Raw genomic sequence first — 12459 nt, 5'->3', positions numbered from 1 at the left:
ACCCTGCCCCTGGTTGCGACGTGCCATGCCCAGCCCCCTTGGCCTGCGTCGCTGGGCCACCCCGCTGCTGGTGGCTGTTGCGCTGAGCGGAGCGATGGCCACGCCCGCGGCAGCCGGCCCCCCGGCCACCCCGGTGACGCTGGACTTTTCCGGCCAGACCTACCGGCTGCGCTGGTCGTCCCAGCACCAGCACGAGTTCACCCCGGCGGGCCAGGACGACCTGAGCCGCTGGACGGACATGGTCACCATCAACACCTATCCCGGGGTCAGCGACGGCGAGGGGCTGGCCGAGATGGCCAACCGGGCCCTTGGCAACTACCGGCGCCACGGGGCCACGGTGCTGCGCACGGCATCGATTCCCCGCACCGCCGACCGCCCGGCCGAGCACCTGGTCGTGGCCCTCTTCCCCAGCCGCGCCTTCAGCGAGGCCGTCTTCGCCCGCTGGCGCCTGACAGATGGCCGCGGCACCGCCGTGATCGTCAGCCACCGCATCTATGGCCCGAAGACGGGGGACGCCATGGCGGCCTGGTTGCAGGCAAACGGACCCGCCGTGGAGCGTCGTCTGATGGCCCTCGATTTGATTCCCTCCTACCGGGTCCTCGAGCCGGCCGGCCCCTGAGCCGTGGCGGCCGCCACGGCGCGTTGCGTCAGGTCCGCAGGTCCGATGGCGTCAGCCTCCGGGCGCCAGTGGCTGCCCCTCCAGGAAGGCGATCACCTCATCGCACCAGCGGATCCATTCCTGCTCGAACAGGATGCCCCGCCGCAGGGTGAGGTAGCGGTACTGCTCCTGCAGCGGCAGGGCCGGATGGCTGTGGAACAGGGCCTCCTTCTCCCGATAGGAGGCGAGCTGGCCGGCATGGACGGCGCGGCGGCGGCGCACCTCCGCCAGCAGCTGGGCGGGCTCGCTGTAGGGGCCGCCGAGCACCTTCACCAGCAGGTCCTCGCGGATGGGGGTGGGCAGCGAGGGCTCGGCGGCCCACTGGCTGAGCTCCCGCCGGCCCGCCTCGGTGATGGCGTACACCTTGCGGTCCGGCCGGCCCTGCTGGGGCACCACCTGGCAGCGGACCCAGCCGTTCGCCTCGATCCGGGCCAGCTCCCGGTAGATCTGCTGCTGGCTGGCGGTCCAGTAGCAGGCCATTGTCTCCTCGAACTGCTTGCTGATGTCGTAGCCGCTGGCGTCCCGCTCGCAGAGCACGGTGAGGATCGTGTGCGCCAGGGCCATGGCAGGAGGGAGATCGCAGCGGCTGGGACGTCGATCCTGACCCAGCCGCCGCCGGGCCCGATTGACCTGCCCAACAAGTTGTGCATACACTTTGGCGCATACCCAATCTGTTGCATAGCACTGTGCCTGGCACAGGTCGTGCTGGGCAGAGGGGGTCCCGCCGCCGTCCCCCCATGGATTCCGCCACCGCGACGCCCCCAGCGACGCCGCCAGCGCTGCTGAGCGCCCTGCGACCGTCCCGCTGGGGGCGGCCCCCCTCCTGGGGGCCCCCGATCGCGATCGCCGCGGCCGCCGCCGGCCTCGCCATTGCTGCCGTGGCGGTGTTCCGTCAGCCCCGGCCCCAGGTCCAGCGCCCCCTGCCGGTGGCGGTGGTGACCGCCCAGCCAGTGAGCCAGTTCCTCACCAGCCGCGACTACACCGGTGAGGTGGTGGCCGGCCGCAGCAGCAGCCTCGGCTTCGAGCTGCCCGGCACCCTCGAGCGGGTGCTGGTGGAGGAGGGGGACCGGGTGGTGGCCGGCCAGCCGTTGGCCCACCTCGATCGCCGCCGGCTCCGGGCCCAGCGCCAGCAGTCCCTGGCCCAGCGGAATGTCGCGGCGGCCGCCGTGGAGGAGGTGCGTCAGCAGCTGATCCTGGCGGAGCTGCAGCGCGACCGCCGCCGGCGGCTCCATGCCCAGGGGGCGATCTCCCGCGAGGACCTCGACCAGCAGATCCACGGCAGCGCCGCTCTCCGCAGTCGGCTCGTCCAGGCCGAAGGCCAGGTGGACGAAGCCGAGGCCCGCCTGCGCCAGATCGATGTCGACCTGGCCCGCAGCGTGCTGGTGGCCCCCTTCGACGGCACGGTGAGCCGGCGGCGGCTCGATGAGGGGGTGGTGGTGAGCGGCGGCCAGGCGCTGATCACCCTGGTGGAAGCGGCCCCCCTGGAGCTGCGGGTGGGGGTGCCCCCCGACGCCGCCCGGGGCCTGCGGCCGGGGCAGCGCCACCCGGTGCGGGTGGGGGATCGGCGCCTGCAGGCCACCGTCAGCGCCCTGCTGCCGGAGCTCGATGCCGGCAGCCGCACCGCCACGGTGGTGCTGAGGCTGCCGGCCGAGGATCTGCCGGTGGGGGCCACGGCCCGACTCAGCCTGCGGCGCAGCGAGACGGGCGCCGGCTTCTGGCTGCCCACCACCGCCCTGGTGGCCGCCGAACGGGGCCTCTGGTCGGTGTACGTGCTGGGCCCCGCCGGTCCCTCGCTGGAGCAGGGGCGCCAGGTGGTCCGGCGCCTGGTGGAGCCGTTGCACAGCGAAGGCGACCGCTCCCTCGTGCGCGGCACCCTGCGCCCGGGCGACCGGGTGATCGCCGCCGGCACCCACCGGGTCGTGCCCGGGGTCCGGGTGACGGAGGCGCCCTGATGTTCGACATCTTTCACCGCAACCGCCAGCTGCAGCTGCTCACCCTGCTGCTGGTGGTGGTCTGGGGGCTGTCGGCCCTGCTCACCCTGCCGCGGCTCGAGGACCCCCTGATCACCCAGCGCAACGCCCTGGTGGTCACCGCCCTGCCGGGGGCCACCCCGGAGCGGGTCGAGTCCCTCGTCACCGAACCCCTCGAGGAGGCCCTGCTGGAGCTGGAGGAGGTGGACCATCTCGACTCCACCTCCTCCACCGGCACCTCGGTGATCGCCGTGAGCCTCAAGGAGTCGATCCGCCAGGTGGCGCCGGTGTGGGGGAAGGTGCGCAGCAAGATCGACGACGCCACCCCAAACCTGCCGCCGGAGGCCACCGACCCGGAGTTCCGCGACGGCAACATCGGCGCCAGCGCCCTGATCGTCGGCCTCACCTGGGAGCTCGACACCCCCCCCAACCTGGGCCTGCTGACCCGGCTGGCCGACGACCTGGCCAGCCGCCTGCGCGCCCTCCCCGGCACCGACCGGGTGGAGCTCAGCGGCGAACCGGAGGAGGAGATCCGGGTGGAGATCGGCGCCCGGGAGCTGGCCCGGCTCGGCCTCACCCCGGGCGCGCTCGCCGAACGGATCGCCGCCAGTGACGCCAAGGAGGCCGCCGGCCAGGTGCGGGGCCCCCGCAGCGAGCTGCTGCTGGAGGTGGATGGCGCCCTCGACTCCCTGGAGCGCATCCGCGCCATCCCCCTGCAGAGCGGCGCCGATGGGGCCGGCGCCCGCCTGGGGCAGGTGGCCGACGTCAGCCGCGGGGTGCGCCAACCCGCCTCCCGCCTGGCCCTGGTGCGGGGGCGACCGGCCGTGGTGGTGTCGGCCACGGTGGCCTCCGGCTCCCGGGTCGACCTCTGGGCCCGCCAGGCCCGCGCCCAGCTCGACGCGGTGCGCGCCACCCTGCCCGCGGGCCTGGGCCTGCACACCGTGCTCGACCAGAGCCGCTACGTCCAGGAGCGTCTCGACGGCGTGATCGGCAACCTGATCACCGGCTCGCTGCTGGTGGTGGCCGTGTCGGTGCTGATGCTCGGCGGCCGGGCCGCCCTGGTGGTGGGGGTGGCCCTGCCCCTGTCGGCCCTGATGGTGTTCGGCTGGATGCGGGTGCTGGAGGTGCCCCTGCACCAGATGTCGGCCACCGGCCTGGTGATCGCCCTGGGGCTGCTGATCGACAACGCCATCGTCGTGGTCGACGAGGTGCAGCAGCGGCTGCGCTCCGGCGACAGCGCCGGGCAGGCGGTGCGCCGTTCGGTGCGGTACCTGCTGGTGCCGTTGCTGGCCTCCACCCTCACCACCGTGCTGGCCTTCGTGCCCATCGCCACCTCGCCGGGGGCCACCGGGGAATTCATCGGCACCATCGGCCTGACGGTGATCCTGGCCCTGGCCAGCTCCCTGTTCCTCTCCCTCACGGTGATCCCGGCCCTCACCGCCCGGCTGCAGCCCTGGCAGCCCCTGGGGCCAGGCGTGCGCTGGTGGGAGCAGGGGATCACCCCGGCCCTCCTCGACCGCCCCTACCGCCGCTCCCTGCTCCAGACCCTGCGCCATCCCGGGAAGGGGGTGGCCCTGTCGCTGCTGCTGCCGTTGCTGGGGTTTCTGGCCTTCGGCAGCCTCGAGCAGCAGTTCTTCCCCCCCACCAACCGCGACCAGTTCCAGATCGAGCTGCGGCTGCCCCAGCAGAGCGCCCTGGGGCGCACCGAGGCCATGGCGATGGCCGTACGGCAGCGGATCCGTCAGGACGCCCACGTCGACGACGTGCACTGGTTTCTCGGCGAGAGCGCCCCGCCGTTCTTCTACAACGTGATCGCCTCCGAGGAGAACGCCCCCCATTACGCCCAGGGCCTGGTGCAGCTGCGGGGGGCGGAGGGGGTGCGGACGACGATCCGCTCCCTCCAGCAGGCGCTGGATCAGGAGTTCCCCGAGGCCCAGATCCTGGTGAAGCAGCTGGAGCAGGGGCCCCCCTTCGAGGCGCCGATCGAGCTGCGGCTGGAGGGGGCCGATCTGGAGCAGCTGCGCCGCACCGGCGACGAGCTGCGCCGCCACCTGGCCCAGCTGGAGCCGGTGACCCACACCGCCGCCAGCCTGAGCGAGGCCGTGCCCCGTCTCGCCCTGGCGGTGGACGAGGAGCAGGCCCGCCGCAGCGGCCTCGACAACCGCGCCATCGCCCGCCAGCTCCAGGGCGGCCTCGAGGGAACCGTGGGGGGGTCGATCCTGGAGGGGGTCACCACCGTGCCGGTGCGGGTGCGGGTGGCCGAGGCCCAGCGCAGCGATCTGGAGCAGGTGGCCTCCCTGGATCTGGTGGCCCCCGGCAGCGAGGCACCGATTCCCCTCGGGGCCCTGGCCGGGCTGCGGCTGGAGCCGGAGCTGGCAGCGATCGAACGGCGTGACGGGCAGCGGGTCAACACGGTGCAGGCCTTCCTGACGGCGGGGGCGCTGCCGGAGTCCGTGCTGCGGGACTTCCGCCGCCAGCTCGAGCGGGAGAGCTGGCAGCTGCCGGCCGGGGTGAGCCTGGCCTACGGCGGCGAGGCCGATGCCCGCGGCGAGGCGGTCGGCAACCTGCTCTCCACCGTGGGCGTGCTGGCCATCCTGATGACGGCCACCCTGGTGCTGTCCTTCCGCTCCTTCCGGATGGCCGCCCTGATCGCGTCGGTGGCGCTGCTGTCGGTGGGGCTGGCGGCCCTGGCCCTGAGGCTCAGCGGCTCGCCCTTCGGCTTCACCGCCATCCTCGGCACCCTCGGGCTGATCGGGCTGGCGGTGAACGACTCGATCGTGGTGCTCACCGCCATCCGCACCGATCCATTGGCCCGCAGCGGCGATCCGGCCGCCACCGCCGCGGTGGTGCTGCACGCCACCCGCCACGTGCTCGCCACCACGATCACCACCGTGGTCGGCTTCCTGCCCCTGATGCTCGATCCCTCCGGCTTCTGGCCGCCGCTGGCGATCGCGGTCTGCGGCGGCCTGGTGGGGGCCACGGCCCTGGCCCTGTACTACGTGCCGGCCGCCCATGGCCTGCTGGCGCGGGCCAGCAAAGCCGCGGCTGACCCGACATCCCTGGCTCCTGGTCAGAGCTCTGCGGCATGAAGCGCCGGCCCTGAGGCGACGCGGTGCCCCGGCAGGCCATGGCGAAGGGAAGGGTTGCAATCAATACAAAACAGTGGAATCGGCCGACTACGCTGACGTTCTGCATTTCAGTGGTCACAGCTCTGGTGTGGATGCGTCACCTCTCCAGAGGTTCGGTGAATCAGCTCAGCATCAAATCCAAGCTGATCCTGATGCTGCTTCTGGTGAGTGGCTTTTCCACCCTCTTCTCCGCCGCCCTGGGCTATCGCAGTGGCCAGATCAATCTCACCGATCGCGTCTTCAATCAGCTCACCAGCGTTCGCGCCTCCAAGGCCTATCAGATTGAGTCCTATTTCCGAACCATCCAGAATCACACCCAGACCCTGAGTGAGGATCTGTCGATCATCGCCGCCGTCGAGCAGTTCGACGCGGCCTATCGCCAGCTCGCCACCGCACCCGAGCCTGCCGGGTCAGGGCAGGCGTTAGAGAACTACTACCGTAGCCAGTTCCTGCCGCGCCTCGACAAGATCCATTCCGGCACACCGAATCTGCCCGCCTATCTCCCCAACGGGAAGGCCACGCGGCACCTCCAGTACAACTACATCGCCGCCAACCCCAATCCCGTCGGCAAGAAGCAGCAGCTCGTGGCCGCCCGCGACGGCAGCACCTACTCCCAGGTGCATGGCCGCTATCACCCGATTTTCCGCAACATCGTTGCCAGATTCGGCTACTACGACATGTTCCTGATCAACCCGCAGGGACAGATCGTCTACACCGTTTTCAAGGAAACCGATTACGCCACCAGCCTCCAGAACGGCCCCTACAAGGACAGCAACCTCGCCCAGCTGGTGCGTCAGGTGATCGCCTCCAAGGAGAAGGGCTTCACCCAGCTGGTCGATTTCGCCGCCTACGCCCCCTCCTACGGCACCCCCGCCTCCTTCATCGCCGCCCCCATCTACAACGGCTCCACCCTGGTGGGGGTCCTGGCCTTCCAGATGCCCGTCGACGAGATCAACAACGTCATGACCGGCAACCAGGCCTGGCAGAAGGACGGCCTCGGCGAGTCGGGGGAAACCATCCTGGTGGGCCAGGACACGCTGATGCGCTCCGCCTCGCGCTTCTACCTGGAGGATCCCAAGGCCTACCTGGCCCAGCTCTCCTCCCGCGGCGTCAAGGACGATGCCATCGCCCGCCTGCGCCAGTACGGCACCACGATCCTGCAGCAGCCGGTGGCGACCCCGGCCGTGACCAAGGCGATCGCCGGCGGCAGCGGCACCCAGCAGGTGATCGACTACCGCGGCGTGCCGGTGCTCAGCTCCTACGCCCCCCTGCAGATCAAGGGCTTCGACTGGGTGATCCTCGCCCAGATGGACCTGTCGGAGGCCTACGCCCCGATCCACGCCTTCCAGCATCAGATCCTGATCACCGTCACCCTGCTGATCCTGGTGGTCACCGTGCTGGCGATGGCCCTGGCCCATCTGTTCGTCAAGCCGGTGCAGCAGCTGATCGACAGCGCCCGCAAGGTCTCCTCCGGCGAACTCACCAGCATCCCGGCCCTGAATTCGGGCGATGAGTTCGGCGAGCTGGCCCAGTCCTTCAATGCCGTGGTGCAGAGCCTCCAGACCCAGACGGCCCTGGTCGATCAGAAGAACCAGGAGAACGAGAAGCTGCTCTTCAGCGTCTTCCCCGCCGCCATCGCCCGCCGTCTGCAGCGCGGCGAAACCCAGATCGCCGAGGAGGTCAGCAACGTGGCCGTCCTGTTCGCCGACCTCAAGGGATTCTCCCGGCTCGTGTCCACCCTCAGCGCCCATGAATCCCTCGCGATTCTCAACGACCTCGTGGCCTCCTTCGATGACCTGGCCGAACGCTTCGGCCTCGAGAAGGTGAAGACGATCGGCGACAGCTACCTGGCCGTGTGCGGCCTCTCGGTGCCCTATCTCGACCACGACAAACGGGCCCTCGATTTCGCCATCGAAATGCTCGGGATCCTGCGGCGCTTCAACCTGGAGCGGGGCTTCGACCTCGGCATCCAGATCGGTGTGCACTCCGGCGACATCCTCGCCGGCATCGTCGGCAAGAGCCGGGTCGTCTACGACATCTGGGGAGAAACGGTGAAAACGGCCCACCTGCTCAGCCAGGTGAGTCCTGCCGGGGCCGTGCTCGTCTCGGCGGTGGTGCATCACCGGCTCGAGGACCTCTACCAGTTCGAGCGCACCAGCGCGGCCGCCGAGGCCCAGCCCGCCCTGCAGGTCTGGCGGCTCACCAGCACCACCGCGGCGGCGGCGGGCGAGCCGGTCAGCGCCCCATGAGCACCCCCACCCCCATCTGGCTCTGGGGGATCGGCCTGGCCTTCGGCTTCCCCCTGGCCACGATCCTGCTGGGGGAAATCATCCACCGGCTCAAGCGGCGGCGGCGGGCCATCGTCGGCACCGTGCGGCTGGTGCGGGACGTGCTGGTGCCGATGCTGGCGCTGCTGGTCTTCCTGCAGCACCTGCTCCAGGTCGATCCCGGCACCCGCCTGTTCCGCACGGTGGAGACGGTGTTCTGGGTGTGCGTGATCCACGCCTCCCTCTCCCTGCTCAACGTGATCCTGTTCGAGCAGGCCGAAGCCGACACCTGGCGCTCCCGGGTGCCCAAATTGCTGATCGATCTGGCCCGCCTGTTTCTGATCCTGCTGGGCACCGCCTTCGTGCTGGCCACCGTGTGGAACGCCGATCTGGCCGGCCTGGTCACCGCCCTCGGGGTGAGCTCGATCGTCATCGGCCTGGCCCTGCAGGACACCCTCGGCAGCGTCATGTCGGGCATCGCCCTGCTGTTCGAGCGGCCGTTCACGGTGGGCGACTGGCTCGAGGTGAGCGGCGTGGTGGGCCAGGTGATCGACATCAACTGGCGCGCCGTGCGCCTGCTCACCCTGGAGCAGGAGATGGTGGTGATTCCCCACAAGCTGATCAGCAGCGAGGTGATCCGCAACTTCACCAAACCCACCCCGATCCACGCCGAGCGGATCCAGATCGGCTTCTCCTACAACGATCCCCCCAACCTGGCCCGGCAGGTGCTCAAGAGCACGGCCCTGGAAACCAAGGGGATCCTGCTGGATCCCGAGCCCGATGTGTTCACCCTCGCCTATGCCGATTCCGCTGTCACCTATGAGGTGAAGTTCTTCATCCGTGACTACGGCGAGATCGAGCAGATCCGCGAACGTTTCATGACCCGGGTGTGGTACGCGGCCAAACGCAACAATCTCTCCATCCCCTTCCCGATCCGCACCGTCTACAACTTCCACGGCCCCACGAGCCAGCAGAAGGGCCTCGCCAAGAAGTTCAGTGAAAGCCTGCAGGCCATCCCCTCCTACGTCCCGATCAACCGGGAGGACGACAGCGTCACCCCCTCCGCCTCCGGCATTTCCCTGCAGCATTTCGCCGCCGGCGAAAAGGTGATCCGCCAGGGCCAGATGGGCAACGCCCTCTACATCATCGTGGCCGGTCAGGCCCTGATGACCCGACGTGATGGGACCGGCGAGGATCGCGAACTGCTGTCCCTCAGAAGCGGCGAATTCTTCGGGGAGATGAGTCTGTTTTCCGGCGAACCCAGCGCCGTCACGATTGCGGCCAGCAACGACCTGGAGGTGATGAAGATCTCCGCCACGGTGGTCAACCAGATGATCGACCGCCAGCCCAGCTTCGCCCGCGAGATCGGCCAGATCCTCGAGAGCCGCCGCCTGGCCATCCAGGAGACGACCCAGGCCCAGACCCAGGCCCCCTTCGGCAGCCCGGAACCTGGCCTGATGTGAAGGGCGGCCCCTGCCGGAGCCAGGGGCTGCCGGCGTCAGGATTGCCGTGGTCCACCCCCGCTGCCGCCCCATGCCACCGCCCCTTGGCCGCCGTCAGCTGCTCACCCTCTCGGGCCTGGCCCTGGGGGCGGGTCTCTGGCAGGCGATCCGGCCGGCCCGATCCCTGGCCGATGACCTGGCCGCGGCCGGTGGCCTGGTGGCCCCACCCCGCGGCGGCACCCGCCTGTTGCTGATCAGCGACCTCAACGCCTCCTACGGCTCCACCACCTACATCGACGAGGTGCACCGGGGCGTGGCCCTGATCCCCTCGCTGCGCCCGGATCTGGTGATCTGCGCCGGTGACATGGTGGCGGGCCAGAAGGCGGGGCTGGGACAGGCGCGGCTGGCCGCCATGTGGGCGGGCTTCGATCGCAGCGTTCTCAGTCCGCTGCGCCGCGCCGGCCTGGCGTTCGCGCCGGCCATGGGCAACCACGACGCCTCCGGCGCCCGCTCCGGCGGCCGCTACCTCTTCGACGACGAGCGCCGCGAGGCGGCCCGCTTCTGGCGGGCGCGCCGCGACAGCCTCGGGCTCACGTTCGTCGACAGCGGCGATTTTCCCTTCCACTACGCCATCCGCCAGAAGGACGCCTTCGTGCTGGTGTGGGACGCCTCCACCGCCCAGGTGCCGGCGGAGCAGCTGCGCTGGGCGGAGCGGGTCCTGGCGGGCCCCGCCGCCCGCTCCGCCGGCCGGCGCCTGGTGGTGGGCCACCTGCCGCTGCGGGCCGTAAGCCAGGGCCGCGACCGCCCGGGGGAGGTGCTGGCCCAGCCGGCGGCCCTGCAGCAGTTGCTGGAGCGCCACGGGGTGGAGGCTTACGTGAGCGGCCACCAGCACGCCTACTTCCCGGCCCGGCTGGGCCAGCTGGATCTGTTCCACCTCGGCGCCATGGGCAGCGGCCCCCGCCGGCTGCTGGGTCAGGCCACCAACCCTTTCCAGACCCTCACGGTGCTGGACCTGGTCGGCCACCCGCCCCGGCTGGTGGACACCAGCTTCGATCTGCGCACCCTGCGGCCCATCGACCCGCAGCGCCTGCCCCGCTCGCTCACAGACGCCGCCGGCCGGCAACTGCCACGGCGGCCGGGCGCCTGAGGGACGGGGCCAGCGGCGGCGGATCTATCGTCGCCGCCATCGCAGGCCTACGTCATGAAGCTCCCGGAAGGCTGGCGGATCTACGCCCTGGTCATCGGTCTGAACGTGCTGGCCCTCTCGTTCTGGTGGCTCGACCGCGACGCGGTGCCCCACCCCTCCGCCGGCGGCATGGGCGCCTGGATCGCCTCCCGCCTGGGTTCCTGAGTTCCCTGTGATCACGATGCAAGCGAACGAACAGCGCCGCCCCCGGACACTCCTGGCCGGCCTGGCCGGCGTTTCCGCTCTGGTGCTCCTGCCGGCGGCTCCCCAGGCCGCGGCGCTCGCCTCCACCGCGGCCGCCGCCCGGCTGGAGAACACCGCCTGGGTGGTGGAGCGGCTGGGGGAACGGCCGCCCGTGGGGAGCACCAGCCTGACGCTGCGCTTCGAGAACGGCCGGGTGGCGGGCAGCGACGGCTGCAACCGCTATGGCGCCCCCGTCAGCGTGCGGGGAACGGCCCTGCAGGTGTCGCAACGGGGCATGAGCACGAAGATGGCCTGCCCGCCGGTGGTGATGCAGCAGGCGGAGGCCTTCCAGAGCGCCCTGCGCAACAGCCGGAGCTTCCGCTTCGACGGCGGGCGCCTGCGCCTGCTCGCCGCCGATGGCCGGACCCTGCTGGTGCTGGCGCCCCAGGCGCAGCAGCTGGTGGGCAGCACCTGGCGGGTGGCGGGCTTCAACAACGGCCGCCAGGCCCTGGTGAGCCCGATCCTGGGCACGTCTCTGTCGGTGCGCTTCCTGAAAGGCGGCCAGATTTCCGGCTCGGCGGGCTGCAACAACTTCACCGCGCCGGCGCGGCTGGAGGGCACCCGCCTGCGCATCGGCACGCCAGTGGCGACCCGCCGGCGCTGTCCGGGCGCCGGGGTGATGGAGCAGGAGCGGCAGTTCCTGGCCGCCCTGCCCACGGCCGTCACGCTGCGACTGGAAGGCGACGCCCTCGAGCTGCGCCGCGCCGACGGCGCGATCGCCCTGAGTCTCCGGCGCGTCCCGGGGTCCTGAACCGGGGCGCCCGGCGGTCCAATGGGCCAGCGGCGTTCCGTCGGCCCAACCCCTTCCGGCGGCTAGCGTCTGCTCCGCAATGGGGACCGGGCATGGATCTGCCAAGGGTGGTGTTCTTCGGACGCACCGGGGCCGACGCCCTGGCCTTCTTCAACCTCGACCTGGCCGACTGGCGCGGCCAGCGGGTGCTCGACTGCCCGGGCGGTCCGGGCTCGTTCACCGCCCTGGCCCGGGCCGCCGGGGTGGAGAGCGTGGCGGCCGACCCCCTCTTCGACCTGTCGCTGGCGGAGCTGGAACAACGCTGCCGCGACGACGTGGCCTTCACCATGGAGCGCCTGGCCCGCAGTCACTCGCTGCGGCCGGAGTTCGACCTGTCCCGGTTCGAGCAAGGCAAGCTGGAGGCCCTGGAGGCGTTCCTCGCCGACCGGCGGGACCACCCGGAGGCCTACCGGGCGGCAGCGCTGCCGGACCTTCCCTTTGAGGCGGCCAGTTTCGATCTGGTGCTCTGCGGCCACCTGCTCTTCTGCTACGCACCGATCGCCGACGGCGGACTCAGCGAACAACCCGACTTCGACCTGGAGTGGCACCGCCGCGCCCTGGCCGAACTGCTGCGGGTGAGCCGGCGGGAGGTGCGCATCTACCCCGCCCACACGATCGAGCGGCGACCGAAGGTCCATCCCTGGGTGGAGCCCCTGCTGGCCTCGCTGCCGCCTGGCTGGCAGGGGCAGCTCGAGGACACCGCCTACGACGAGGGCTTCGAGGGCGAGACGCCGATGCTGCGGCTGCGACGGGAAGCCGGTTGATCACGAATCCA

At 71.0% G+C, this 12459-nt stretch carries 10 protein-coding genes; 9 read left to right on the top strand and 1 reads right to left on the bottom strand.

The genetic code is table 11. From position 1 onward, the window contains the following. The first annotated feature begins 25 nt into the window (after positions 1-25). Positions 26-619, top strand: a complete 594-nt coding sequence (locus H6G99_RS10865; RefSeq protein WP_190611527.1) for a hypothetical protein — start codon at positions 26-28, stop codon at positions 617-619. Between the two features lie 51 nt (positions 620-670). Here the strand turns inward: H6G99_RS10865 and H6G99_RS10860 are convergent, their stop codons facing one another. Beyond that, complete coding sequence (locus H6G99_RS10860; RefSeq protein WP_190611526.1) at positions 671-1222, bottom strand: PadR family transcriptional regulator; 552 nt, start codon at positions 1220-1222, stop codon at positions 671-673. Between the two features lie 173 nt (positions 1223-1395). Between H6G99_RS10860 and H6G99_RS10855 the strand changes: the two genes are divergently transcribed. The 8 genes from H6G99_RS10855 (at position 1396) to H6G99_RS10820 (ending at position 12448) form a co-directional block, all read left to right on the top strand. After that, a complete protein-coding gene (locus H6G99_RS10855) occupies positions 1396-2610 on the top strand; it encodes an efflux RND transporter periplasmic adaptor subunit (RefSeq protein WP_190611525.1) in 1215 nt (404 codons plus the stop codon). Beyond that, entirely contained in the window at positions 2610-5717 is a 3108-nt protein-coding gene (locus tag H6G99_RS10850; RefSeq protein WP_190611524.1) for an efflux RND transporter permease subunit, read from the top strand. The genes H6G99_RS10855 and H6G99_RS10850 overlap by 1 nt, the downstream gene beginning before the upstream one ends. Positions 5718-5908: 191 nt before the next feature. Beyond that, entirely contained in the window at positions 5909-8005 is a 2097-nt protein-coding gene (locus tag H6G99_RS10845; protein WP_286191106.1) for an adenylate/guanylate cyclase domain-containing protein, read from the top strand. Further along, positions 8002-9486 carry a mechanosensitive ion channel family protein gene (locus tag H6G99_RS10840; RefSeq protein ID WP_190611523.1) on the top strand — a complete coding sequence of 495 codons (1485 nt, stop codon included), beginning with the start codon at positions 8002-8004 and terminating at the stop codon, positions 9484-9486. The genes H6G99_RS10845 and H6G99_RS10840 overlap by 4 nt, the downstream gene beginning before the upstream one ends. Before the next feature lie 70 nt (positions 9487-9556). Then, on the top strand, positions 9557-10612 hold the full coding sequence (locus tag H6G99_RS10835; protein ID WP_190611522.1) for a metallophosphoesterase family protein: 1056 nt from the start codon (positions 9557-9559) through the stop codon (positions 10610-10612). A gap of 54 nt (positions 10613-10666) precedes the next feature. Next, positions 10667-10816: a hypothetical protein gene (locus H6G99_RS10830; RefSeq protein ID WP_158219505.1), complete on the top strand. Its 150-nt coding sequence runs from the start codon at positions 10667-10669 to the stop codon at positions 10814-10816. Between the two features lie 16 nt (positions 10817-10832). After that, a complete protein-coding gene (locus H6G99_RS10825) occupies positions 10833-11645 on the top strand; it encodes an META domain-containing protein (protein WP_190611521.1) in 813 nt (270 codons plus the stop codon). A gap of 92 nt (positions 11646-11737) precedes the next feature. Beyond that, positions 11738-12448: a class I SAM-dependent methyltransferase gene (locus H6G99_RS10820; protein WP_190611520.1), complete on the top strand. Its 711-nt coding sequence runs from the start codon at positions 11738-11740 to the stop codon at positions 12446-12448. The last annotated feature ends 11 nt before the right edge of the window (positions 12449-12459 follow it).

It is taken from the genome of Synechococcus sp. FACHB-909, from assembly GCF_014698945.1.
Classification (GTDB): domain Bacteria; phylum Cyanobacteriota; class Cyanobacteriia; order PCC-6307; family Cyanobiaceae; genus Cyanobium.
The sequence above is the reverse complement of the archived record's forward strand: the minus strand, read 5'-3'. Positions and strand labels throughout refer to the sequence as shown.

Bases quoted from the DNA above. Each gene is read 5' to 3' on its own strand.
- H6G99_RS10840 (WP_190611523.1), top strand. From the start codon at position 8,002: ATGAGCACCCCCACCCCCATCTGGCTCTGGGGGATCGGCCTGGCCTTC.
- H6G99_RS10825 (WP_190611521.1), top strand. From the start codon at position 10,833: ATGCAAGCGAACGAACAGCGCCGCCCCCGGACACTCCTGGCCGGCCTG.
- H6G99_RS10845 (WP_286191106.1), top strand. From the start codon at position 5,909: ATGCTGCTTCTGGTGAGTGGCTTTTCCACCCTCTTCTCCGCCGCCCTG.
- H6G99_RS10865 (WP_190611527.1), top strand. From the start codon at position 26: ATGCCCAGCCCCCTTGGCCTGCGTCGCTGGGCCACCCCGCTGCTGGTG.
- H6G99_RS10835 (WP_190611522.1), top strand. From the start codon at position 9,557: ATGCCACCGCCCCTTGGCCGCCGTCAGCTGCTCACCCTCTCGGGCCTG.
- H6G99_RS10830 (WP_158219505.1), top strand. From the start codon at position 10,667: ATGAAGCTCCCGGAAGGCTGGCGGATCTACGCCCTGGTCATCGGTCTG.
- H6G99_RS10850 (WP_190611524.1), top strand. From the start codon at position 2,610: ATGTTCGACATCTTTCACCGCAACCGCCAGCTGCAGCTGCTCACCCTG.
- H6G99_RS10855 (WP_190611525.1), top strand. From the start codon at position 1,396: ATGGATTCCGCCACCGCGACGCCCCCAGCGACGCCGCCAGCGCTGCTG.
- H6G99_RS10820 (WP_190611520.1), top strand. From the start codon at position 11,738: ATGGATCTGCCAAGGGTGGTGTTCTTCGGACGCACCGGGGCCGACGCC.
- H6G99_RS10860 (WP_190611526.1), bottom strand. From the start codon at position 1,222: ATGGCCCTGGCGCACACGATCCTCACCGTGCTCTGCGAGCGGGACGCC.